19 protein-coding genes, 1 other RNA gene and 1 pseudogene are annotated in these 24257 nt (G+C 68.4%); 8 read left to right on the forward strand and 13 right to left on the reverse strand.

Features of this window, described 5'->3' with window-relative positions; genetic code table 11:
- Window positions 1–453: 453 nt before the first annotated feature.
- From HWX31_RS05055 to HWX31_RS05065, 3 genes are all read right to left on the reverse strand, one after another.
- Window positions 454–966: a disulfide bond formation protein B gene (locus HWX31_RS05055; RefSeq protein WP_174964639.1), complete on the reverse strand. Its 513-nt coding sequence runs from the start codon at window positions 964–966 to the stop codon at window positions 454–456.
- Between the two features lie 116 nt (window positions 967–1082).
- On the reverse strand, window positions 1083–2459 hold the full coding sequence (locus HWX31_RS05060; RefSeq protein WP_174964638.1) for an amidase: 1377 nt from the start codon (window positions 2457–2459) through the stop codon (window positions 1083–1085).
- Window positions 2460–2466: 7 nt separating this feature from the next.
- Window positions 2467–3150: a GntR family transcriptional regulator gene (locus HWX31_RS05065; RefSeq protein WP_059731344.1), complete on the reverse strand. Its 684-nt coding sequence runs from the start codon at window positions 3148–3150 to the stop codon at window positions 2467–2469.
- 252 nt (window positions 3151–3402) lie between these two features.
- Between HWX31_RS05065 and HWX31_RS05070 the strand changes: the two genes are divergently transcribed.
- Both HWX31_RS05070 and HWX31_RS05075 read left to right on the forward strand, forming a co-directional pair.
- On the forward strand, window positions 3403–4602 hold the full coding sequence (locus HWX31_RS05070) for a gamma-glutamyl-gamma-aminobutyrate hydrolase family protein (protein WP_124470425.1): 1200 nt from the start codon (window positions 3403–3405) through the stop codon (window positions 4600–4602).
- Between the two features lie 108 nt (window positions 4603–4710).
- Entirely contained in the window at window positions 4711–5391 is a 681-nt protein-coding gene (locus tag HWX31_RS05075) for a DUF2968 domain-containing protein (protein ID WP_174964637.1), read from the forward strand.
- Between the two features lie 149 nt (window positions 5392–5540).
- Here the strand turns inward: HWX31_RS05075 and HWX31_RS05080 are convergent, their stop codons facing one another.
- On the reverse strand, window positions 5541–6431 hold the full coding sequence (locus HWX31_RS05080) for a hypothetical protein (RefSeq protein WP_174964636.1): 891 nt from the start codon (window positions 6429–6431) through the stop codon (window positions 5541–5543).
- Window positions 6432–6655: 224 nt separating this feature from the next.
- Between HWX31_RS05080 and HWX31_RS05085 the strand changes: the two are divergent.
- Window positions 6656–6964: pseudogene (locus HWX31_RS05085) on the forward strand (MFS transporter); the annotation flags it as partial.
- On the opposite strand, the gene HWX31_RS05090 reads toward HWX31_RS05085, so the two are convergent.
- The gene (locus HWX31_RS05090) at window positions 6944–8782 is read right to left on the reverse strand and encodes a tetratricopeptide repeat protein (protein WP_244143660.1); all 1839 of its coding nucleotides are present in this window, start codon (window positions 8780–8782) and stop codon (window positions 6944–6946) included. The pseudogene HWX31_RS05085 and the gene HWX31_RS05090 overlap by 21 nt on opposite strands.
- A gap of 129 nt (window positions 8783–8911) precedes the next feature.
- On the opposite strand from HWX31_RS05090, the gene HWX31_RS05095 reads away from it, so the two are divergent.
- Entirely contained in the window at window positions 8912–10561 is a 1650-nt protein-coding gene (locus HWX31_RS05095; protein ID WP_174964634.1) for an FAD-dependent monooxygenase, read from the forward strand.
- A gap of 25 nt (window positions 10562–10586) precedes the next feature.
- Here the strand turns inward: HWX31_RS05095 and HWX31_RS05100 are convergent, their stop codons facing one another.
- Genes HWX31_RS05100 through HWX31_RS05115 form a run of 4 tightly spaced genes read right to left on the reverse strand, consistent with a single transcriptional unit; the run spans window position 10587 to window position 15880 of the window.
- Entirely contained in the window at window positions 10587–10838 is a 252-nt protein-coding gene (locus HWX31_RS05100; protein ID WP_174964633.1) for a formate dehydrogenase subunit delta, read from the reverse strand.
- Between the two features lie 7 nt (window positions 10839–10845).
- Window positions 10846–13797, reverse strand: a complete 2952-nt coding sequence (gene fdhF, locus HWX31_RS05105) for a formate dehydrogenase subunit alpha (RefSeq protein WP_174964632.1) — start codon at window positions 13795–13797, stop codon at window positions 10846–10848.
- A 17-nt stretch (window positions 13798–13814) separates the two neighbouring features.
- The gene (locus tag HWX31_RS05110; RefSeq protein WP_174964631.1) at window positions 13815–15392 is read right to left on the reverse strand and encodes a formate dehydrogenase beta subunit; all 1578 of its coding nucleotides are present in this window, start codon (window positions 15390–15392) and stop codon (window positions 13815–13817) included.
- Window positions 15389–15880 (reverse strand): NAD(P)H-dependent oxidoreductase subunit E, encoded by a 492-nt coding sequence (locus tag HWX31_RS05115; protein ID WP_174964630.1) that lies wholly within the window; start codon window positions 15878–15880, stop codon window positions 15389–15391. Before HWX31_RS05115 ends, HWX31_RS05110 begins: the two co-directional genes overlap by 4 nt.
- Before the next feature lie 131 nt (window positions 15881–16011).
- On the opposite strand from HWX31_RS05115, the gene HWX31_RS05120 reads away from it, so the two are divergent.
- The 3 genes from HWX31_RS05120 to HWX31_RS05130 all read left to right on the forward strand — a co-directional run bounded on the left by HWX31_RS05120 (window position 16012) and on the right by HWX31_RS05130 (window position 18140).
- Window positions 16012–17091: a substrate-binding domain-containing protein gene (locus tag HWX31_RS05120; RefSeq protein ID WP_174964629.1), complete on the forward strand. Its 1080-nt coding sequence runs from the start codon at window positions 16012–16014 to the stop codon at window positions 17089–17091.
- A 127-nt stretch (window positions 17092–17218) separates the two neighbouring features.
- A complete protein-coding gene (locus HWX31_RS05125) occupies window positions 17219–17488 on the forward strand; it encodes a hypothetical protein (protein WP_059749594.1) in 270 nt (89 codons plus the stop codon).
- Between the two features lie 298 nt (window positions 17489–17786).
- The gene (locus tag HWX31_RS05130) at window positions 17787–18140 is read left to right on the forward strand and encodes a DUF4148 domain-containing protein (RefSeq protein ID WP_010091731.1); all 354 of its coding nucleotides are present in this window, start codon (window positions 17787–17789) and stop codon (window positions 18138–18140) included.
- A 297-nt stretch (window positions 18141–18437) separates the two neighbouring features.
- On the opposite strand, the gene ssrA is transcribed toward HWX31_RS05130, so the two are convergent.
- The 4 genes from ssrA to ompA form a co-directional block, all read right to left on the reverse strand.
- Window positions 18438–18807, reverse strand: a transfer-messenger RNA (tmRNA) gene (gene ssrA / locus HWX31_RS05135).
- A 17-nt stretch (window positions 18808–18824) separates the two neighbouring features.
- Entirely contained in the window at window positions 18825–19541 is a 717-nt protein-coding gene (gph, locus tag HWX31_RS05140) for a phosphoglycolate phosphatase (protein WP_059631461.1), read from the reverse strand.
- A 16-nt stretch (window positions 19542–19557) separates the two neighbouring features.
- Window positions 19558–20256 carry a bifunctional 2-polyprenyl-6-hydroxyphenol methylase/3-demethylubiquinol 3-O-methyltransferase UbiG gene (gene ubiG / locus HWX31_RS05145; RefSeq protein WP_174964628.1) on the reverse strand — a complete coding sequence of 233 codons (699 nt, stop codon included), beginning with the start codon at window positions 20254–20256 and terminating at the stop codon, window positions 19558–19560.
- A 153-nt stretch (window positions 20257–20409) separates the two neighbouring features.
- Complete coding sequence (gene ompA / locus HWX31_RS05150) at window positions 20410–21084, reverse strand: outer membrane protein OmpA (protein ID WP_174964627.1); 675 nt, start codon at window positions 21082–21084, stop codon at window positions 20410–20412.
- Between the two features lie 534 nt (window positions 21085–21618).
- Here ompA and gyrA point away from each other — a divergent pair.
- Window positions 21619–24222 (forward strand): DNA gyrase subunit A, encoded by a 2604-nt coding sequence (gyrA, locus tag HWX31_RS05155; RefSeq protein ID WP_174964626.1) that lies wholly within the window; start codon window positions 21619–21621, stop codon window positions 24220–24222.
- The last annotated feature ends 35 nt before the right edge of the window (window positions 24223–24257 follow it).

Consider the following 24257-nt stretch of genomic DNA (forward strand, 5'->3'; position numbering starts at 1 on the left):
TGAGGGTGACAGATGCGGATGGTTTGCGTTGTCATGATGAATCCGGTCGACATTGCGGATCAGGCGCGCGTTACGCAGGGTTCGAGACCGCCCGGCCTCGCGCACGTAGATCGCCATCCAGCCCGCACGATAGCACTGCAAAAAGGCCGGAAGATCGTCCGGCGTTGATGCGCGCTATCAGACGGCGATCATGTCGATCATAGGCCCGTCGCGGGACGTTGCGGGTCCGGCGGCCCGAGGCCGGCCGGACGCAGGCCCGGCGGGGCTGGGCAGTGTGCGACGGTGAAGCGGGGCGGGAGGTGGTCTGCCCGGAAAGGCGCGCCGCAAAGGGGTAGGTGTTTACGCGCGGCCGGCGAGGCGCGGCCGGCGAGGTGTGGTCGGCAAGGCGCGGCCAGTGAGATACGGCCGGCAGTTGCGGCCGGCCGCGGCCGCGCGCGCGGAACCGGTCGCGGCTCAGCCCGCGAGCTTGCGGCGATTGCGCCAGAGGCTCGCGGCAACCGGGATCAGGATCGCCGCGAAGCCGATCAGCGCCCAGCCGGGCAGCAGGATGCCGAAGATCGGCGGATAGACGGTCTCGCACAGACCGGCGACCTTGAACATGCCGGGGAACCAGTGCGCGGGCGGCAGGCTGTCGACGATCGGCTGCAGCGTGTCGAAGCCGCAGCTGAAGCCGGGGTTCATCTGGATCGACAGGTGTCGCGCGGCAGTGCCGACGCCGGCGGCCGCCGAGATCGCGATCAGCAATTCGAGCAGCCAGACGCCGCGCCAGTGGTGCATCCCGGCGGCGAGGAACGCGAAGATGCCGATCGCCGCGAAGAAGTAGCGCTGGATGATGCACAGCGGGCACGGGTCCTCGTTCTTCACGTACTGCAGATAGAGCGCGCCGGCGAGCAGGGCGATGCATATCCAGCCGAGCAGCATCAGCAGGCGGCGTTCACGGCGTAGCGCAAGCGTGTAGTCGTTCATGGTCAGCGAGATTCCTCGTGGGTCGGTCCGGAAAACAATCGCGCGATTTTAGCGCGAACGAACTGGCACGAAACTGACAGCCTGCTCGGCGCGCGCCGCCGCGCCCCGCTCATGCGTCAGCGGATCGTGTTCAGCACCGCTTCCACCGCCTGGCCGATCGCGAGCAGCGCGTCGTCGCGATGCGGCGCGGCGGCGAGCATCAGGCCGACCGGCGCGGCGTCGCGCGGATGGCACGGCAGCGACAGCGCGCACGCATCGAGGAAGTTGAACGCGCTCGGGTTGCGCAGGATCAGCGCGTTGGCGCGTGCGAACGCGTCGTCGTCCGTTTCCAGTTCGGCGATGCGCGGCGGCACGACCGGCACCGTCGGCGCGACCAGCGCGTCGAAGCGCGACCAGACCGTGTGTGCGGCTTCGTCGAGCAGCGCGTGGCGCGCGGCGAGCAGGTCGAGGTAGTCGGCCGCGCTCGCGGGCTCGCCCTTCAGGATCCGAGTCAGCACGCGCGGGTCGTACCGGTCGCTGTGTTGCGCGAGCAGCGGCCGGTGCCATGCGTAGGCCTCGATCGGCGAGAAGCCGAAGCGGTTGATGTCAGGCAGCCGGTCGAGCGCCGCGAAGCGCACCTCGGTGACGATCGCGCCGGCCGCTTCCAGGTGCTTGAGCGCGGCGTCGAGCGATGCGGCGACGTCGGCGTCGACCCCGTCCGTCACATAGTTCGTCAGCACGCCGAGCCGCACGCCTTCGAGCGGGCGCGCGGCGGGCACGTGCGGCTCGAGGCCGGCGAGCATCCGGTCGACGAGCGCGCAGCATGCGACCGTCAGGCCGATCGGGCCGAACGAGTCGAGCGTCGTCGACAGCGGCACGCCGCCTTGCCGCGGAATCCGGCTCGCGGTCGGCTTGAAGCCCGTCAGCCCGCACAGCGCGGCCGGGATGCGGATCGAGCCGCCGGTGTCGGTGCCGAGCGCGACGGCCGCCATGCCGTCGGCGACGGACGCGGCAGCGCCCGACGACGAGCCGCCGGCGATCCGCGCGTCGCCCGGCACGTCGCGGCGATACGGCGAGCGCGGCGTGCCGAAATGCGGATTCAGGCCGAGGCCGGAGAATGCGAATTCGCTCATGTTGGTGCGGCCGACCAGCACCGCGCCCGCGCGCTTGAGCCGCGCGACGGCGATCGCGTCGGTCGTGGCGGGCGGCGCGCCGTCGAGCACGCGCGAGCCGGCCCGCGTCACCTGGCCGGCGACGTCGAACAGGTCCTTCACCGACACCGGAATGCCCGCGAGCGGCGACAGCACGGTGCCGGCCGCGCGCAGCCGGTCGTGCGCATCGGCTGCGGCGCGCGCGTTGTCGGCGTCGACTTCGGTGAACACGACCGCGCCCTGGCCGGCCGGATCGGCGATCCGTGCGAGCGCGGTGTCGACGAGCGCGCGGCTCGTCGTCCTGCCGGACGCGAGATCCGCGGCGAGCTGGGCGAGCGGAGGGAGGGGCGTGAAAGTGGTCATGGTCGGCTCAGGGATGAAGATGTTGAAGAAGGGTGGCGCGGAACGAGTCGATATGGCGTTCGACGGCCGCGCGCGCACCGGCGGCGTCGCGCGCGGCGAGCCGCTCGAACAGTTCGCGGTGTTCGCGCTGGACGTCGGCGAGGTGGTCCGGTGCGGACAGCGTGACGAACCAGAAGCGCAGCGAGCGCTCGTGCAGCCCGCGCAGGATCTCGGCCAGCACCGGGTTGCGCGCGGCCGCGCCGATCGTCAGATGAAACGCGCGGTCGAGCTCCATCATCCCCTCGACGTCGTGCGCGTCGGCGCGGGTCTCGCCGTCGTCGAGCAGCGCGGCCAGGCGCGCAAAATCGTCCGGAGTCGCGTGGCGGGCGGCGAGCTCGACGCAGTGCGCTTCGTTGATGCGCCGCACGTCGATGATCGCGACGATGTCGTCGAGCGACAGCGGCTGCACCATCAGCCCCTTGCGCGGGATGACCGACAGCAGCCCCTCGAGCACGAGGCGATGCACGGCCTGATGAACCGGCGTGCGGCCGATGCCGGTGCGCGCGACGAGCTCGGCTTCGTTGAGCGCGGCGCCGGGCTTGAGGCGCATCGTGATGATGTCGCGCTGGATCAGCGCATATGCGCGTTCGGCGAGGCTGGCGGACGAGGCAGGGGGGCGGCGGGCGGGCGGGGCATCGATCCGGGTGTTCATGCGGGTGGTGGCGCGGCGGCCGGGCGAGGCGAGGGCATTCGGATAGCTCCGGCGCATGGGCAATGCGTCGATATTATGGTGATATATCACAGATGTCCAGCGCGCCCGGTCGGCGGCGCTCCCCCCGCGGGAAGCGACCGGACCCTTGCAACATTGATGACAAGATGTTGTCGGTTCCCCGCGCGATCGGGCACTGAAGCATAATGAACCTTCGTCAATCCACCCGCGTGAGCGACGCAGCAGACCAACGTCATGAGCGAAAACACGCCTTCCTTCGCCGGCTCGGCCGGCACGTCATCTCCTTCTTCCGATCCCACCCGTCCGAATTCGGTGAACGCAGCGGCCGGCACGGCCGCCCAGACGTCCGCGGCACAAGGCGTCGTCGATGACGTCGCCGGGGCGGGCGCTTCGCCCGTCACCGGGGCGTCCGAGCCGGGTGCGCCGGGGACAGCGGCCGGCGGCGCCGGCGCGACGGCGAACGAACGCAAACCGGGCGCGCCGCCGCCGGGATTCGGCGCGCCGCCCGACTTCGACACGCCGCGGCCGCCGCCCGCGAGCGCGCAGACCGCGCCGCCCGCCTATCTGAAGCAGAGCGACACGCCGTGGTCGGTGTTCGGCCGGATCATCGCGGCGCGTGCGCGCCGCCTGTTCGACCGCGCCGGCCAGCGCATCACGCAGCGCACGCTGCGCATCGGCGTGTCCGCGCGGATCTTCCATCCGGAGCCCGGTGCAAAGGGGCTGCGCGGCAAGACGCTGCAGTACCTGGAGGAATCGATCGCGCACTGGGTGATGTCGCGCGACGTGCTGGTCTTCATGATTCCGACCGTCGGTCATCAGGGGATGCTGCATCCGAGCAACATCCGCCTGCGCGACTATGCGAAGCATCTCGACGGCCTGCTGCTGCAGGGCGGCGCCGACGTGTCGCCGCAGACCTATGCGGCATCGGACGCACATCCCGAATGGCCGGGCGACCGCGTGCGCGACATGTACGAGCTCGAACTGCTGCACGAATTCGTCGAGTCCGGCAAGCCGGTGCTCGGCGTGTGCCGCGGCTGCCAGCTGATCAACGTCGCGTTCGGCGGGTCGCTCTACCAGGACATCGCGACCGACGTGCCGACCGCGAACCCGCACGTGAGCGAGCATTACGACCAGCACCGCCACGCGATCCGGTTCCCCGACAGCTCGACGCTCGCGAGCATGTTCCCGGGGCGCCGCGAGGCGATCGTCAATTCGATCCATCACCAGGCGATCCGCGACCTGGGCCGTGACCTGAACATAGAGGCCGTCTCGGCCGGCGACGGGATCATCGAGGGCATCCGCTACCGGCGCGCGCCGTTCGTCGTCGGCGTGCAGTGGCACCCCGAGTTCCATCGCGCGGGTGGGGCCGAACTGCTCGATTGCACGCCGCTGCTCGACGCATTCCTGCGTGCCGCGCGCGAGACCCGCCTGTAAGACCGTCGAGCGTTGCAACGACGCGCCGCATCTCGTTAAATTCGAGATGCGGCATCGGCGAATTGAACGATAATCGTGAGTTCCCGATTCGTCCGCCGGAGTCTGACGTTGGTCTTCCGAAATCTTTCCCCTGTCCGATGCGCAACGTGGATCGTTGCGATGGCCGCATGCGCGCACGCCGTTGCGGCGTGGTCCGCCGACGACACGGCGCCCGTCGCCGGCACCCGCCCGGCCGTGACGAGCCTGAGCGGCGAAGCCGCACCCGCGGCGGATGGGGCCGCGCAAGGCAACGTCGCCGAGCTGACGCGGATGCTGCGCGACGGCAAGGTCGTCGAAATGCGCACCACGTACAACGGCAGCTACGGTGCGAGCCTGATGTTCGATCCGCAGGAAATGACGTACTACGTCGCGCTGTTCCAGGACAAGCACCTCTGGCGGGTGATCAAGTCGCAGGACAAGAGTCGCGCGGAAATGATCTATGCGAATTTCATTCAGCAGACCGTACAGTTGTCGGACATCGAAATCCGCCGGACCGAACTGCAGGCGCAGAAGGCGTTTCTCGAGCGTGTGATCGCATTGTCGAACAGTCGCGCGCAGCAGTTGCAGGCGGACTTGGGCATCGCGCGCAGCCAGCAGGCGGAAGTCGCGCAGCGGCAGAAGTCGGCGCAGGAGCAGACGCATGCGCTGCAGATCGAGAAGCGCGCCGCGCAGGCGCAGTTGCGCGAACTGCAACAGCAGGTACAGCAGCTCGAGCGGCAGACCGAGACGGGGTTGCCGGTGCACAAGTAACCACGCGCCGGCCCGGATCGACAAGAATCGACGAAACAGCGGGCCCGGCGAAGACGCGATCCTCGCCGGGTCCGACGACCAGGACAGTCTGAACGAATCAACCCGATCGGCTTGCGCGGATCGGGTTGATTTTTTTTGCAGCACGCCGGTCAGCGCATGAATGCGTCCGGCGTGTCGGTCAGGCGCCGATGTGACAGCCGCGACGTCCAGTCGCCGTCGGCCGCGGCCGTTTGCGGCGCCCGCACGGCCGCGGGATGTTCGGCCCGCAGCGCCTTTTCCAGCGCGATCAGCGGTTGCGGGTTGTCGAGCTCGTCGAGCGGTGTTGTCGTGGACGCGCGTCGAAGCGCGGAGGCTGCCGCCGGCGGTGGGGCGGGCTGGACGCGTGCGACGACCCGGTGGAGCGCGGCGGGCATGGCGGGCTGCGCGCGCGCCGTCGCCTGCCGTTCGCTTGCACGACTCGTCCGCGGGATCGCTGCGGCGTGCGTCACGACCTGATGTTCGGCTTTGGCGGTCACCGGCGCGGCGTCGGCAGTGATCACCGGCCTGGCCGCTGCCGCTTCAGGTGCGGCGTGGATCGAAGGCTCGCTGGCAGGTGCGCGGGCAGCGGCGAGCGCGGGCCCCGGCGGCTGGGCGACACGGCTGACGGCGGTGACGCCCGTTTGCGCGTTACCCGGCGCCCGCGCAGGATCGAAAGCCGGCTCGTGGGCGGCGATGAGCCCGCCGATGATGCCGAGCGCGCCGAGGGTCCAACAGGACGCGCGCACGGCGCGCCGCGCGGGTGCGGCAGCGTCCGGATGCGAGCGAGGCCGGACCACGACGGGTTCGGGCTTCGCATCGCTCGACGGCGTCCAGTGGCAGGCGCGATGCGGAGCCTCGACGTCGATGCACGTGGTCTTGGTCCGCGCGGCGTACGCGCTGCCCGATCGGGCGTCCGACGTGCCCCGAAACGTCCATTCGCGCCCGAGCGGGATGCCGTCGAGCGGGCGGAATCGGGGAATGGAAAGGTCGCCTTCAACGGGAACGAATGGCGATGGATTCATGGCGGCGATACGCGGTGCGGCACGGGAGTGGATGTGGCGCTGGCGTCGAAGTAAATCCGAAATTGTGATCGCTGGGGCGCCGGCAGTCGATTGGACTAATCCGAATTTGGAGGCCGATGTTCCGACAACCGACGGCAATCGCATGAAACGTGTAACGCTCTTGCCGTCTATCGTCACGATTTCATCGGCCAGCGCCGGGCGGAGCCCTCGAAGTCCGGCTGCCGCTGTCGGACCGCATCGGCCGCCGCCCGGTGCTGATCGCGCTTGCGCTGGTTACGCTCGTGATCGCCTGTCCGGCCGTCCAGTTGGGTGGTCGCGCAGCCGTCGTTCCTGCGACCGCCCGCGGTCGAGCTGTGGCGGTCGTTCCTTTATGCGTCATGCAACGGCGCGATGGTCGTCGCGCTGACCGAAGCGATGCCGGCCGACGTGCGCACGGCCGGCTCTCGCTTGCGTACAGCCTCGCGACCACGATCGACGGCTTTACGCCCACGATCTCGACACTGCCGATGGGCTCAGGCGGTGCGCAGCATGCCGGCGACTTCGCTCACGACGTCGCGCCATTGCCCCGGCGCGGGCTGGCGTACGAGCCGGGCCTGCGGATACCACGGGCAGTCGCGACCGCCGAACCAGCGCCAGTCGGCCGCGAACGGCAGCATCAGCCACAACGGCTTGCCGAGCGCGCCGGCGAGGTGCGCGGCCGCGGTGTCGATCGAGACGACGCCGTCGAGCCGTTCGATCAGCGCCGCCGTCGCGGCGAAGTCGGTCAGCCGATCGCCGAACGGGTGGACGCGCGGATGCGCGTCGAGGCGGGCCAGCTCGTCGTCGTCGACGGCCGGCTGCAGCACGATCCAGTCGATGTCGGGCAACGCGAACAGCGGCTCGAGCGCGGCCAGCGGCATCGAGCGATTGTCCCGTGCATGGCGCCGCCCGGACCAGACGATGCCGAACTTGCGTCGTTGCTGCCCGCCGATGGAGCCGCGAAAGCGCCGGCGGGCAGGGTCCGGTGCGTGGAGGTAGCGCGTGCTGGACAGGATGTCGTCCGGCTGCAGCCCGAGCGCGAACGGCAGGCTCAGCAGCGTGCAACCGACGTCCGCTGCGGGCGCCTTCGCCGCGCCCTGCGCGACGAGCGTGACGCGCCAGCGAGCGGCGGCCGGCTCGAGCAGCGCGACGAGTTCCGGCTGCACTTCGAGCACGACGTGCGCGCAGCGCGCACGGGCAAGCGGCACGAAGCGGACGAACTGCAGCGTGTCGCCGAACCCTTGTTCCGCGCGGATCAGCAGCGTGCGCGACGCGATCGGCTCGCCCTGCCAGCGCGGCAGCGCGCCGAGCGGTGTCGCGCCGGGCGTGGCATGGCGCGCCTCGTAGGCGGGCAGGCCGCGGGTGAAATCGCCGAGCGTCAGCAGCGTGACCGCGCGATGCAATTGCGCCAGTGTGAAGTCCGGCTCGACGCGCAGCGCCTGGTCGAACGCGCGCAGCGCCATCTCGTGCGCGCCGAGCGCGTGGTGCGCGGTGCCGAGGTTCAGCCATGCGAGGCTGAACGACGGATCGAGGCCGACCGCGCGCTCGTAGAAGGGCAGCGCGTCGCGATGGCGGTCCTGCGCGCTCAGCGCGTTCGCGAGGCCGAACAGCGCGAGCGGAAAGGACGGATGCAGCGCGAGCGTGGCTTCGAACGCCGCGGCCGCTTCGGCGTGGCGGCCAACCGCGTCGAGCGTGTTGCCGAGGTTGAAATGCGCGGCGACGAAGCGCGGCTGCGCGGCGATGGCCGCATGGAAATGCGCGATCGCGTCGTCGGCCCGGCCCATCGCGGACAGCGCCATCGCGAGGTTGTTGTGCGCGCCGGCATGGCCCGGCCGCAGCGCCAGCGCGCGATGGAACGCGGCCAGCGCATCATCGTGACGGCCGAGCGCGTTCAGCGCGTTGCCGAGATTGTTGTGGATCGACGCGTCGTCGGGCGTGAGCCGCAGCGCGCGGCCGAACGCGTCGATCGCCTCGTCGTGACGCTGCAGCGCCGCATACGCGTTGCCGAGGTTGTAGTGCGCAAGCGGAAATTCGGGCGCGAGCGTCAGCGCGTTGCGAAAGCGGTCGAGCGCCTCCTCGACGCGGCCGAGCGCTTTGAGCGCATTGCCGAGATTGAGCTGCAGCGCGGCGTCGTCCGGGCGCAGCGCGACCGCGCGGCCGACGAGATCGGCCGCTTCGGCGTGCTGCCCCTGCTGATGCCGAAGCACGCCGAACAGATGCAGCGCGTCGGCGTCAGCGGGATTGGCGGCGAGCGCGGCGCGGTAGCCGTGCTCGGCGTCGGCGAGGCGGCCCGCGCGATGCGCGGCGTACGCTCGGTCGAAGGCGGAATCCATGACGCGAAAACTGGCGGGAAACGCGCATTGTCCCATACCCGGCCAGGGGGCCCCGGTCGGCCGTCCGGCATATGGTCCCGTCAGGCGGAGCGGCGTAGACTTGCAGGGTCGCGTGTCATCGAGGTTCTCATGGTCGACGAACTGCTCGATATTCCCCCCGTGCTGGTCGTCGGCGCGGGGCCGACCGGCCTTGCCGCCGCGATGAGCCTTGCCCGGGCGCGCGTGCCGGTGCGCGTGATCGACCAGGCGGCGGAGCCGTCGCCGTATTCGCGCGCGATCGGCATCCAGGCGCGCACGCTCGAATTGCTGGAGCAGCACCGCGTGGTCGAGCCGTTTCTCGCGAGCGGGCATCGCGCGCACGCGGCGGCGCTGCACGCGGACGGCCGCGTGATCGCCCGGCTCGATTTCGATCCGCTGCAGACGCGCTATCCGTATCTGCTGTTTCTCGACCAGAGCGTCACGGAGCGGCTGCTCGCCGAGCATCTCGAGAGCCTCGGCGTGACGGTCGAGCGCGGCCTCACGCTGACCGCCTGCGACGCGGGCGGCGCGTCCCTCGACGTGACGATCCGCGATGCGCGCGGCGCGGAGGAGAGGCTCGCGCCGTCGTACCTGATCGCCGCCGACGGCGCGCACAGCACGGTGCGGCATCTGCTCGGCGTGGGCTTTGCCGGCCGGCCGTTCGAGCAGACGTTCCTGCTCGCCGATCTCGCGGCGATTCCCGACTGGCCGGACGACGAGATTCATCTGTTCACGACGGCGGAAGGCATCGCGGGCCTGTTCCCGATGGGCGACGGCCGCTACCGGCTGGTGGCGGACCGGCCGCGGGAGAACGGCGCGCTGTCCGACGAGCGCGGGCCGTCGCTTGCACGATGCCAGGAGATCGTCCGTGCACGCATGGGGACGCCGATCGTCGTCAGCGACCTGACGTGGTCGTCCTATTTCCACCTGCACAGCCGGATGGTCGAGCGCTTGCGGCACGGGCGCGTGTTCTTCGCGGGCGACGCCGCGCACGTCCATAGCCCTGCCGGCGCGCAAGGCATGAACACCGGCATCCAGGAGGCGTTCAACCTCGGCTGGAAGCTTGCGCGGGTGCTGGGTGCGGGGGCGCCGGAGCGGCTGCTCGACACGTATCACACGGAGCGCCATCCGATCGAGCGCGACGTGTTGCGGCAGACGAGCTTCCTGACGCAGATCGTCGAGGCCGATCGCGGGCCGATGAAGCTGCTGCGCGATCACGTCGTGCCGCTGCTGGCGTCGTTCGGGCCGATGCGCGACGCGGTGCGGCGCACGGTCAGCGAACTGGGGGTGCAGTACCGCAAAAGCCCGCTCACGCTCGAGCGCGTGCTCGACGGCGGCCCGCGCGCGGGCGAGCGGGCGCCCGATGCGCTCGTGCACGTGATCGACGGGCCGCTCGGGCAGGCGCCGGGCGTCGCGCGGCTGTTCGACCTGCACGAGCCGACGGGCTTCACGCTGCTGTTGCTCGAGGATCCACCCCAGGAGGGCGGGGCGGGCGCGCCGCCGCCCGCTGCCGAGGCCGCGCAGGCCCTTGCGCAGTCGCTCGAACGGATCATGCCGGGCGCGGTGCGCGTGTGGCGCGTCGCCGATACCGAAGGCGACGGTGCGGCGGGGCTGGCCGACGCCTACGGCCGGTCGCGTCCGTCGTTCTACCTGGTGCGGCCCGACGGCTATATCGCGGCGCGCGGCCGGCTCGCGTCCGACACGAACGCGCTGCTACGCCACTGCGAGAGCTGGTTCGCCGGCGTATCGCTGCCCGCGTAGCGGCGGCGATACGCCGGTCAGGCGTTCAGACGGGCGTGTCGGCGGGCGTCAGCGTGTCGCGATAGGCGGCAATCGCATCGCGGACGATCGGCGCGGCGCGCTGCGCTGCGTCGCCGGCCGGATCGTCGAATGCCGCCAGCAGCGCGCGGCGCATCCGCGGCTCCCAGAAGCGCCGGATATGGTCGGCGATGCCGGCCAGCGCCTCGTCGCGATCCGGCATCGACGCGAAGAATTCGCCGATCTGGTTGGCCATGTCGATCAGGTGTCCGGTGTTCATGGCGTCCTCACTTGCCGGTCGTCACGGGCGCGGGCTGGGCCGCACGGCGTTCGAGCAGGTCGAGCTGCTCGGCGTTGAAGCGCGCGTATGCGCGCTGCCAGTCGGACGGCTGCGCGACCGGCATCACCTGTACCGCCGTCACCTTGTACTCGGGGCAGTTCGTCGCCCAGTCCGAGCTGTCGGTCGTGATCACGTTCGCGCCCGATTCCGGGAAGTGGAACGTCGTGTACACGACGCCCGGCTGCATGCGCTCGGTCACGAGCGCGCGCAGCACGGTCTGGCCTGCGCGCGACTCGATGCCGACCCAGTCGCCGCTGCGGATCCCGCGGTCCTGCGCGTCGTGCGGATGGATCTCGAGGCGATCTTCCTCGTGCCACCGGACGTTCTCGGTGCGGCGCGTCTGCGCGCCGACGTTGTATTGCGACAGGATGCGGCCCGTCGTCAGGATCAGCGGATAGCGCTGCGTGACCTTTTCCGGCGTCGGAATGAACTGCGTGATCACGAACTTGCCCTTGCCGCGCACGAACGTGTCGATGTGCATCGTCGGCGTGCCTTCCGGCGCATGCTCGTTGCACGGCCACTGGATGCTGCCGAGCGCTTCGAGCTTCGCGTACGACACGCCCGTGAAGGTTGGCGTGAGCCGCGCGATCTCGTCCATGATCTCCGACGGATGCGCGTAGTCCATCTCGTAGCCGAGCGCGCGGGAGAGCATCAGCGTCACTTCCCAGTCCGCGTAGCCGGCGAGCGGCGGCATCACCTTGCGCACCCGCGAGATGCGGCGCTCCGCGTTCGTGAACGTGCCGTCCTTCTCGAGGAACGACGAACCGGGCAGGAACACGTGCGCGTACTTCGCTGTCTCGTTCAGGAAGATGTCCTGCACGACGATGCACTCCATCGACGACAGCGCGGCCGCGACGTGCTGGGTGTTCGGGTCCGACTGCACGATGTCCTCGCCCTGGCAGTACAGCCCCTTGAAGCTGCCGTCGAGCGCCGCGTCGAACATGTTCGGGATGCGCAGCCCCGGCTCCGGCTGCAGCTTGGCCGCCCACGCGTCCTCGAACAGCGCGCGCACGCCGGCGTCGCCGATATGCCGGTAGCCGGGCAGCTCGTGCGGGAACGAGCCCATGTCGCACGAGCCCTGCACGTTGTTCTGGCCGCGCAGCGGATTGACGCCGACGCCTTCGCGGCCGATGTTGCCGGTCGCCATCGCGAGGTTCGCGATGCCCATCACCATCGTCGAGCCTTGCGCGTGCTCGGTCACGCCGAGCCCGTAGTAGATCGCGGCATTGCCGCCCGTCGCATACAGCCGCGCGGCGGCGCGCACCTGCTCGGCCGGCACGCCGGTCACGTCTGCGGTCGCTTCCGGCGAATTCTCGGCGCGCGAAACGAACTCGCGCCACTGCTCGAACGCGCGCGTCTCGCAGCGTTCGGCGACGAAGGCCGCGTCGACGAGCCCTTCGGTGACGATCACGTGCGCGAGCGCATTGATGATCGCGACGTTGGTGCCGGGGCGCAGCTGCAGGTGATGCGACGCTTTCACGTGCGGGCCGTCGACGACGTCGATGCGGCGCGGATCGACGACGATCAGCTTCGCGCCTTCGCGCACGCGGCGCTTCAGGCGCGAGCCGAACACGGGGTGGCCGTCGGTCGGGTTCGCGCCGATCACGACGATCACGTCGGCCCGGGCGACCGACGCGAAGGTCTGCGTGCCGGCCGATTCGCCGAGCGTCGTCTTCAGGCCGTAGCCGGTCGGCGAGTGGCACACGCGCGCGCAGGTGTCGACGTTGTTGTTGCCGAACGCGGCGCGCACGAGCTTCTGCACGAGATAGGTTTCCTCGTTCGTGCAGCGCGACGACGTGATGCCGCCGATCGAGTCGCGGCCGTACTTCGCCTGCAGCTTGCGGAACTGCGTCGCGGCATAGGTGACCGCCTCGTCCCAGCTCACTTCGCGCCACGGGTCGGTGATCCTCTCGCGGATCATCGGTTTCGTGATGCGATCCTTGTGCGTCGCATAGCCCCAGGCGAAGCGTCCCTTCACGCACGCGTGGCCTTCGTTCGCGAGGCCGTTCTTGTGCGGCGTCATGCGCACGACCTGCGTGCCTTTCATCTCCGCCTTGAACGAGCAGCCGACGCCGCAATACGCGCAGGTCGTCACGATCGCGTGCTCGGGCTGGCCGAGCTGCACGACCGACTTTTCCTGCAGCGTGGCGGTCGGGCACGCGGCCACGCACGCGCCGCACGACACGCATTCCGAATCCATGAACGCTTCGCTTTCGCCCGCGGCGACGCGCGATTCGAAGCCGCGCGCCGCGATCGTCAGCGCGAACGTGCCCTGCGTTTCCTCGCAGGCGCGCACGCAGCGGTTGCAGACGATGCACTTCGACGGGTCGTACGTGAAGTACGGATTCGACTCGTCCTTTTGATCGCGCAGATGGTTCGCGCCGTCAAAGCCGTAGCGCACCTCGCGCAGCCCGACGACGCCCGCCATGTCCTGCAGTTCGCAGTCGCCGTTGGCGGGGCAGGTGAGGCAGTCGAGCGGGTGGTCGGAGATGTACAGCTCCATCACGTTGCGGCGCAGCGCCTGCAGCCGGTCGGACTGCGTGCGCACCTTCATGCCGGCTTCGGCCGGCGTCGTGCACGACGCCGGATAGCCGCGCCGCCCTTCGATCTCGACGAGGCACAGCCGGCACGAGCCGAACGGTTCGAGCGAGTCGGTCGCGCACAGCTTCGGCACGTTCACGCCGGCTTCGATCGCCGCGCGCATCACCGACGTGCCGGCCGGCACCGTGACCGGCTGGCCGTCGATCTCGAGCGTGACGTCGGTATCGGCGTGACGCTGCGGCGTGCCGTAGTCGGTGTCGTCGAACGGGTCGCGCGCGCGCGCCTGCGCGGCGCTCTTGCACGAACACTGGCCCGAGCCGCAGCCGCCCGGTCTGGAATTGAGCGCATCAAGGGACATGCAATGCTCCTTCTGGGTCAGGCCGCGGCCTTGGCCGGGCCCGGCGCGGCATTCTTGCCGGCGGCGAGCCCGAAATCTTCGGGGAAATGGTCGAGCGCGGACAGCACCGGGTACGGCGTCATCCCGCCCATCGCGCAGAGCGAGCCGGCGAGCATCGTGTCGCACAGGTCGCGCAGCAGCGTGACCTGGCGCTCCGACGTGTCGCCCCGGCGGATGCGCGCGATCGTCTCGACGCCGCGCGTGGAGCCGATCCGGCACGGCGTGCATTTGCCGCACGATTCGATCGCGCAGAATTTCATCGCGTACTCGGCGAGCTCGGCAAGGTTCGACGTGTCGTCGTGCAGCACGATGCCGCCGTGGCCGACCACCGCGCCGATCGCCGTGTACGCCTCGTAATCGAGCGGCACGTCCCATTGGTGCTCGGGCAGGTAGGTGCCGAGCGGGCCGCCGACCTGCGCGGCGCGTGCGGGCCGGCCGCTGGCGGTGCCGCCGCCGAAATCGAACAGCAGCTCGCGCAGCGTGACGCCGAACGCGAGTTCGACGAGGCCGCCGTGCCGGATGTTGCCGGCGAGCTGGAACGGCAGCGTGCCGCGCGAGCGGCCCATCCCGAAGTCGCGGTAGAACGCGGCGCCGCGCGCGAAGATCACCGGCGCGGTCGCAAGGGTGATTACGTTGTTGATCACGGTCGGCTGGCCGAACAGCCCGGCGAGCGCCGGCAGCGGCGGCTTTGCGCGCACGACGCCGCGCTTGCCCTCGAGCGATTCGAGCAGCGCGGTTTCCTCGCCGCACACATAGGAGCCCGCGCCTTTCGCGACGTGCAGCTCGAACGCGTGCGCGGAGCCGAGTACGCTCGCGCCGAGCCAGCCGGCGTCGCGGGCGCGCGCGATCGCGGCTTCGAGCGTCGCGATCGCGTGCGGATATTCGCTGCGCACGTAGATGTAGCCGATCGTCGCGCCGGTCGCGATGCCCGCGATGATCATGCCTTCGATCAGGCAGTACGGATCGCTTTCCATGATCAGGCGATCGGAGAACGTGCCCGAGTCGCCTTCGTCCGCATTGCAGACGATGTATTTCTGATTCGCGCTCGCGTGCCGCACCGTGCGCCATTTGATGCCGGCCGGAAACGCCGCGCCGCCGCGGCCGCGCAAGCCGGACTCGATCAGCGCGTCGCACGCGGCGTCGCCGTCGAGCGCGAGCGCGTTCTTCAGGCCTGCGAGGCCGTCGTGCCGCAGGTAGTCGTCGATCGACAGCGGGTCGGTCAGGCCGATGCGGGCGAACGTGAGGCGCTGCTGGCGCGCGAGATACGGCAGCGCGTCGACGAGGCCGACGCCGCTCGGGTGCGCGCCGCCGTCGAGCCAGTTGGCGTCGAACAGGGCCGGCACGTCGGCGGCCGACAGGTTCGCATAGCCGACGCGGCCGGCCGCCGTGCCGACCTCGACGAGCGGTTCGAGCCACAGCAGGCCGCGCGTGCCGTTGCGCACGAGGTCGACTGCGACGCCGCGCCGTTCGGCTTCCGCGACGATCGCGGCGGCGAGCGCGTCGGCGCCGAGGGCGAGCGCGGACGAATCGCGCGGCACATAGATGCGGGTCGTCATGCGGTCTCCTGAGCGTGGGCGACGGCGTCGGCGAGCAGCGCGTCGAATTTCTCCGGGGTGACCTTCGCGTGCAGCACGCCGTTGACCGTCATCGACGGCGATTGCGCGCAGAGCCCGAGGCAGTAGACGGATTCGAGCGCGACGGCGCCCGGCGCGACGGTGCCCGCCTGCGACGCGTCGAACGTGCAGCCGGTGCGCGCTTGCGCGTGCGCTGCGAGCGCCTCGCAGCCCATGCTGCGGCATGCTTCGGCGCGGCACATCTGGATCGTCACGCGCGCCGGCGGCTCGGTGCGGAAATGGTGGTAATACGTGAGGACGCCGTGCACTTCCGCGCGCGACAGGTTCAGCGTCTTCGCGAGCGGCGCGACGCAACCGGGCGGCACGTAGCCCGCTTCGTCCTGGATCGCGTGCAGCACGGCGACGAGCGACCGGCCGCTCTGCGCATGCCGCGCGACGAGTGCGTCGGGCGCTTCGGAAATCGGGGACATCTGTTATGCTCCTCCAAAGTCTCATATGCGCCGATGATTCATATATTGCGCATGCTGACTTCGTTCTGTTGGATCTGGATCAACGATAAGCGGAACATTGAGCGGTCGCAATAGGAAGTCACGGTGCATAAATGATTCGAATCGAATGCGACGCAAATCTGATCGTGCGCGACAGCGAGGGGCGCAAGGCGAGCCTCTCGGACGTCGCGCCGCTGCTGGAGCTCGTCGCCGGGACCGGCAGCATCGCGCAGGCGGCGCAGGCCAAGGGATTGTCGTACCGGCATGCATGGGGGTTGCTGCGCGCGCTGGAGGCCTGCGTCGGCGGCGCGCTGATCGAAACCGCGCGAGGCAAGGGCTCGGTGCTGTCCGAGCTCGGGCAGGCGGTCGTCGACGCGCAGCGCCTCGCGCGCAGCCGTCTCGACGGGAACCTGCGCGTGCTGGCGGCCGAAATCGCGAGCGACCTGAACCGGCGGCTCGCGCAGCGCGACGGCGGCGTGCGGATCCACGCGTCGCACGGTTATGCGGTTGCTGCGCTCGTCTCTGCCCTGGTCGACGCGCATGCGGCGGTCGACATCAAGTATCGCGAGAGCGTCGAGGCCGTGCAGGCGCTCGCGCGCGGCGAGTGCGAGCTGGCGGGGTTCCATCTGCCGCGTGGCGAGTTTCGCGAACAATGCGCACAGATCTACCGCCCCTGGCTCGACGACGCGCGCCACGTGCTGATCCACCTGACGCGGCGCAAGCAAGGGTTGTTCTTGCCGCGCGGCAACCCGAAGCAGGTGCGCGGCCTGTCCGACCTCGCGCGCGACGACATCCGCTTCGTCAACCGCCAGCTGGGCTCGGGCACGCGCATGCTGCTGGATCTCGCGTTGCGCCGGATCGGCGTCGATCCCGAGCGCATCAACGGCTATGCGTCGGCCGAGCTGACCCATTCGGCGATCGCCGCGTTCGTCGCCAGCGGGATGGCCGATCTCGGCTTCGGCGTCGAGCCGGCCGCGCACCATTTCGGTCTCGATTTCATTCCGGTCGTCGACGAGGATTACTACTTCGCTTGCGAGCGCGAACGGCTCGACGAGCGGCCGCTCGACGGCGTGCTGGCGCTGCTGCGCGATGCGCGCTATGTCGAGCGGGTCGCGCGTCTCGACGGCTACGATCCGGCGGCGTGCGGCACGGTGACGAGCGTCGCGGCGGGGCTCGCCGGCGCGGACGCGTAGACGGCGCGCAGCGGCAACGCACGGTAACGGGCCGCGCGAGAACGGCTCTGCAGTTGCTGCGGATTTGCGCTACGCTTGCCGCTCGATCAACGTTCCAACAAGCACGCCAGCCAGGCGTCGTCACGCCATGAAACTTTCCCTTCCCCTCGCCGCGGCAGCGTTGACCGCGGGGTTGCTGATCGCCGCTTCGCCGCTCGCGTTCGCGCAGAATTCGCCCGGTGTGCCCGGCGGCATCCTGAACGACCAGTTCCGGTTGAATGAACATCCGCAGATGCCGTTCGCGGCGTCGGCGCCGTCGAAGAAATATCAGAGCGGTAAGAAGTCCGCGCTGCGCCGCAAGGGCGACCTGGGCGATCCGAACGGCTGCAACCTGAAGTGCCCGATGGACGGCGAATGAAGTGACGATGAGGGCGTCCGGGCGTCGCCCGGCGTGGTTTTGTTCCCGGACGCACCACGCGTTTCATTCATTGCGAGCCCCGCGAAGCATGCCGCTTCGCGGGGCTTGCGCGTTTTCGCGCGTACCGGCAGCCAACGGTGTCCAGGAGGGTCTGGCGCTTTAGTGGTTAACCCGTATTCTGAAAGTCATTCTTCCTGAAACCTGCCTTATTCTTAAGCAACTGCCTACATAAACTTCAGGTGTCAGCGATGAACGAGGTGTTCATCGCGAAAACGGACAAATCTGGAGGTAGGTCATCATGAAGTCGCTCGTTCAAGCCGTCGTCGTTGCTGCAGCCCTCGTTGCCCCGGTCGTGTCGTTCGCCCAGCCGGGTTCGCAGATCACCCGCGCGCAGGTGCGCGCCGAACTGGTTCAGCTCCAGCAGGCAGGCTACAACTCGGCACGCGGTGAAGATCCGCATTACCCGGAAGCGATCCAGGCCGCGACCGCGCGCGTCGCCGAGCAGCAGCGCAATGCCGTCGCGCAGGCACAAGGCGTCGATGCCAGCGGTTACGGCGCGCAAGCGCAGGGCGCATCGGCGTCCGGTTCGCGCGCAGCGGGCGTGCGTCCGGCCACTGCCGACGAAATGAACTTGCTGTATCGCGGCAGCTAAGCCGCGCGTCACCCGGGACGGCGGGCGAAGCGCCAGGTGCGACGATCAGTCGCGCGGCGCGCTGAACGGTCGGGCCCGGGTGGGCTGTCGCCGCGCGCCTCTGTGTGAGGCGCTCGCGGGGCGGCCCGATATCCGTCACCTCCTGCCGCCGGGTTTCCCGCGGCATTCCGCCCGGCCCATCGGGGCTGGGCGCTTTTTTCGAAGGAGGGCGGTACCGTGCGCCACGGATGCATTGCACAGGCAACAAAAAACCCCGCAGGACGGCCGTCATGCGGGGTTCGTTGCATCGCGAGAATTTGGTGGAGGCGGCGGGAATCGAACCCGCGTCCAGAAGCGCTCCACGACCAGTTCTACATGTTTAGTTCTGTCATTTGATTTAACCGCAGCGACGCGGACGAACACGCTGCGCTACGGCGATTCGCTAGGTTTTCGACCCGGGCGTCGCGACGCCGCCAAGGCTTAACTGACGTAAATGACCTCTGGCGGTATTGCTACCGGTCTTGCGACGCTAGCCCGTCAGTGAACTAGGCAGAGGACGGCGGCCCTTAGGCTGCCAGTGCGAACGTATCGTCGTTTGCAGTTACGTTTTTCCCATTGATTAACGAGGTGACGGGTCCTCGACATGCCCTAGCCGCTTCACAACCCCTGTCGAAACCAGGTCGCCCCCGCGGATAAGATTCAACATTATAGCCCAACATCGCGCAGCAGCTCGCGTAATTGCTGCGTCGTTTCGACAAGGTGCTGCGCTTGCCAGTCCCCCGGCGCGGCGCCGTCGCCGCAATAGCCGTAGGCGGCCGCGACGGTCGCCATGCCCGCCGCGCTGCCGGCCTGGATGTCGCGCAGGTCGTCGCCGACGTAGACGATGCGCTCGGGCGAAATCGTCAGCTGCCCGGCCGCATGCAGCAGCGGGGCAGGGTGCGGCTTCGAGTGCGGAGTCGTGTCGCCCCCGACGACGCATGCGGCACGCGGGCCGAGGCCGAGCAGGCCGATGAGCGGTTCGGTCAGGCGCATTGCCTTGTTCGTGACGATGCCCCAGCGCACGCCGCGCGCGTCGAGCTCGTCGAGCAGCGTATCGATGCCCGGGAACAGCGTCGTGTGCACGCAAAGGTCGGTCGCGTAGTTGGCCAGGAACTCGTCGCGCATCGCGTCGTAGTCGGCCGATTGCGGGGTGATGCCGAATGCGCCGCCGAGCAGGCCGCGCGCACCGGCGGACGCCAGCGGCCGCAGCGTGTCGAGCGGGGTCTCGGCCAGCCCGCGCGCGCGCTGCATCTTGTTGACGGCGGCCGCGAGATCGGGTGCGGTATCGGCGAGCGTGCCGTCGAGATCGAACAGCACCGCGTCGAAGCGCTGCAGGCCCGGTTCGTCAGGCGCGGCCCGCGTGGGCGAGAGGGAAGTCGTCATACCGGTCGAATCGTTGTCACGCGCTGCGACGGCACGCGACGAGGTAATTGATGTCGGTGTCGTTCGACAGCGCGAAGCGCTTGCCGAGCGGATGATACGTGATGCCCTTGATCTCCACGACGTGCAGATCGGTGGCGCGCACGAAGCCGGCCAGTTCCGACGGACGGATGAAGCGTGCGTAGTCGTGCGTGCCCTTCGGCAGCATTTGCGCGATGTACTCGGCGCCGATCACCGCGAACAGGTAGGACTTCAGGTTGCGGTTCAGCGTCGAGAAGAACACCCAGCCGCCCGGCTTGACGAGCGTCGCGCAGGCCGCGACGACATTGGCCGGCGACGGCACGTGCTCGAGCATTTCCATGCACGTGACCACGTCGTAGGTACCGGGCTCGCGTTCCGCGATCGCTTCGGCGGCGATCGCCTCGTAGTCGACCGTCACGCCGCTCTCGAGGCTGTGCAGGTCGGCGACGCCGAGCGCTTCGGTCGACAGGTCGATGCCTTTCACCTGCGCGCCGAGCCCCGCCATCGATTCGGACAGGATGCCGCCGCCGCAACCGATGTCGAGCACGCGCTTGCCGGCCAGATGGGCATGCGCGTCGATCCAGCCGAGCCGGACCGGGTTCAGGTCGTGCAGCGGCTTGAATTCGGCATTCGGATCCCACCACCGATGGGCGAGGTCGCTGAATTTCTGGAGTTCGTGCGGATCGGCGTTGGTCATGTCGGCAAACGGGCTACGGGAGGAGGGCGACGCATCGCGGCATCAAGCCCCGAGTATATAAGCGGGCGGACGGCGAGGCCAGCGAGCGCCCCGGCAGGCGTCAATGAAAAAGCCCCGCCGAGGCGGGGCTTTGAGGCAGTCGAGGACCGCGGCTTACTGTGCCGGAACGGTCGTCTTCTGCACTTCTTGCGTACCGACCACTTCGACTTCCACGCGGCGGTCCGGTGCGAGGCAGGCGATCAGCTGCTTGCGGTTCTTCTGGTTGCAGCCGGTCGTGACCGGGTTGCGCTTGCCCTTGCCTTCCGTGTAGATCTTGTTGGCCGGGATGCCCTTGCTGACCAGGTACGACTTCACGGCTTGCGCACGGCGCAGCGACAGACGGTCGTTGTACTTGTCCGAACCGATGCGGTCGGTGTAGCCCGTTGCGACGACCACTTCCGTGTTCATGCCCTGGATCTTGCCAGCCAAGTCGTCCAGCTTCTGCTTGCCCAGCGGCTTCAGCGTTGCCTTGTCGAAGTCGAACAGTGCGTCGGCTTGATACGTGATCTTCTGGCTCGAGATTGCCGGAGCTGCTGCCGGTGCGACCGGAGTCGGTGCGGCTGCCTGGGCGACCAGTGCGCCATCGCACTTCGCGTTGGCGGTGGCCGGCGTCCAGAATGCATCGCGCCAGCAAAGCTCGTTCGTGCCGTTCATCCAGACGTATTCGCCGGTACCGTTCACCCAGTTGTCATTCACGGCTTGTCGCGACGCCGGCACCGATTGTGCCGATGCGGATGCAGCCATAACTGCGGTAGCTGCAATGAACGCGAGCTTTGAAAGTTTATTCATATTTCTCCTCTCGAAATTGAGATTACCGCAGGTTTACTGCGAGCCTGTTGACGGTGACAAGTCATACATTGCTCGAAGTATAACATTGGTGCGGCACAAAAAACGCGGCGCCGCTCTGTGTAGACTTCGAGCAGCGTCTAACTTTCAGTGCGTTGGCATTTTGCCATATCGTTCCCTTCCCACGAAAAAAAATCCTCCCCACCCCAACATCGCCTCTCCGTTTGTGGCGCATGCGCAACACCGCCCTGCCGTAACTTTTAGAGATTGTCAAGTGTGCGGGTGCGAATTTGCTCGCCGGTGCAGGAATGTCCGTGTGTGCATGTGAATGACTGCGTGTACTTGTGAAATGGCCGGGCGGGGTGCTTTCGGGGTGCGAGCAGGCATGCGGGCCGCCGCGCCGGCTTTTGCCTTTCTTATATAGAGGGGGTGGCGAATTTGCGGGAGAAGGGCGCATGTTAGAATCTCGCGTTGCGTTGCGCATGCAGCGCTCATGCGAAAGGCGTTCCCGTCTTCGCTCCGAAAAGATACGGATACATGGATCAATTCGCCAAAGAGACCCTGCCCACCTCCCTCGAGGAGGAAATGCGCCGTTCGTATCTCGATTACGCGATGAGCGTGATCGTCGGACGTGCCCTTCCGGATGTCCGCGATGGCCTGAAGCCCGTGCACCGGCGCGTCCTGTTCGCGATGCACGAACTGAACAACGACTGGAACCGGGCCTACAAGAAGTCGGCGCGTATCGTCGGCGACGTGATCGGTAAGTACCACCCTCACGGCGACAGCGCGGTCTATGAAACGATCGTGCGGATGGCGCAGGATTTCTCGCTGCGCTACATGCTGGTCGACGGGCAAGGCAACTTCGGCTCGATCGACGGCGACAACGCCGCCGCGATGCGTTACACCGAAATTCGCATGGCGAAGATCGGTCACGAGCTGCTTGCCGACATCGACAAGGAAACCGTCGATTTCGGCCCGAACTACGACGGCAGCGAGATGCAGCCGCTGATCCTGCCGGCGCGGATCCCGAACCTGCTGATCAACGGCTCGTCGGGCATCGCGGTCGGCATGGCGACCAACATCCCGCCGCACAACCTGAACGAAGTCGTCGACGCGTGTCAGCACCTGCTGCACAACCCTGAAGCGACGATCGACGAGCTGATCGAGATCATCCCGGCGCCGGACTTCCCGACGGCGGGCATCATCTACGGCGTCGCCGGCGTGCGCGACGGCTATCGCACCGGGCGCGGGCGCGTCGTGATGCGCGCGGCCACTCACTTCGAGGAGATCGACCGCGGCCAGCGGATGGCGATCATCGTCGACGAGCTGCCGTACCAGGTCAACAAGCGCTCGCTGCTCGAGCGCATCGCCGAACTCGTCAACGAGAAGAAGCTCGAGGGCATCTCCGACATCCGCGACGAGTCCGACAAGAGCGGCATGCGCGTCGTGATCGAGCTCAAGCGCGGCGAAGTGCCGGAAGTGGTGCTGAACAACCTGTACAAGGCGACCCAGCTGCAGGACACGTTCGGCATGAACATGGTCGCGCTGGTCGACGGCCAGCCGAAGCTGCTCAACCTGAAGGAAATCCTTCAGTGCTTCCTCGCGCACCGCCGCGAAGTGCTCACGCGCCGGACGGTCTACGAACTGCGCAAGGCGCGCGAACGCGGCCACGTGCTCGAAGGCCTCGCGGTGGCGCTCGCGAACATCGACGAGTTCATCGCGATCATCAAGGCCGCGCCGACGCCGCCGATCGCGAAGCAGGAGCTGATGGCCAAGGCGTGGGATTCGTCGCTGGTGCGCGAGATGCTCACCCGCGCCGAGACCGAGAACGCCACGGCAGGCGGCCGTGACGCGTATCGCCCGGAAGGGCTGAGCCCGGCGTTCGGCATGCAGGGCGACGGCCTGTACAGGCTGTCCGACACGCAGGCCCAGGAAATCCTGCAGATGCGCCTGCAGCGCCTGACCGGCCTCGAGCAGGACAAGATCATCGGCGAATACCGCGACGTGATGGCGCAGATCGCAGACTTGCTGGATATCCTGTCCCGCCCCGAGCGGATCACGGTGATGATCGGCGAGGAGCTGACCGCCGTGAAGGCCGAGTTCGGCGATGCGCGCCGCTCGAAGATCGAGCTGAACGCGACCGAGCTGAACACCGAAGACCTGATCACCCCGCAGGACATGGTCGTCACGATGTCCCATTCGGGCTACGTGAAGTCGCAGCCGCTGTCCGAGTACCGCGCGCAGAAGCGCGGCGGCCGCGGCAAGCAGGCGACGCAGATGAAGGAAGACGACTGGATCGAGACGCTCTTCATCGCGAACACGCACGACTACATGCTGTGCTTCTCGAACCGCGGCCGCGTGTACTGGGTCAAGGTCTACGAGGTGCCGCAGGGCTCGCGCAACTCGCGCGGCCGCCCGATCGTCAACATGTTCCCGCTGCAGGACGGCGAGAAGATCAACGTCGTGCTGCCGGTCAAGGAATTCTCGGCCGACAAGTTCGTGTTCATGGCGACGTCGCTCGGCACCGTGAAGAAGACACCGCTCGAGGCGTTCAGCCGCCCGATGAAGAAGGGCATCATCGCGGTCGGCCTCGACGACGGCGATTACCTGATCGGTGCGTCGATCACCGACGGCGCGCACGACGTGATGCTGTTCTCCGACGCCGGCAAGGCGGTGCGCTTCGACGAGAACGACGTGCGTCCGATGGGCCGCGAGGCGCGCGGCGTGCGCGGGATGCAGCTCGAGGATGGCCAGCAGGTCATCGCGATGCTGGTCGCGGGCAGCGAGGAGCAGTCGGTGCTCACCGCGACCGAGAACGGCTACGGCAAGCGCACGCCGATCACCGAGTACACGCGTCACGGCCGCGGCACGAAGGGCATGATCGCGATCCAGACGTCCGAGCGCAACGGCAAGGTGGTCGCCGCGACGCTCGTCGACGCCGAGGACCAGATCATGCTGATCACCACGGCCGGCGTCCTGATTCGCACGCGCGTTTCGGAGATTCGCGAAATGGGGCGCGCCACGCAAGGTGTTACACTCATCAGCCTCGACGAGGGTACGAAGCTCTCCGGCCTGCAGCAGATCGCGGAAGCCGAAGATGGCGACGGCGAGGCCGACGAGGCGTCGGACGGCGAAGCCTGACCAAGGATGTGACTCTCGAGCGGCCGCAGGCAGGC

The sequence above is a fragment of the Burkholderia ubonensis genome (assembly GCF_902833085.1).
Classification (GTDB): domain Bacteria; phylum Pseudomonadota; class Gammaproteobacteria; order Burkholderiales; family Burkholderiaceae; genus Burkholderia; species Burkholderia ubonensis.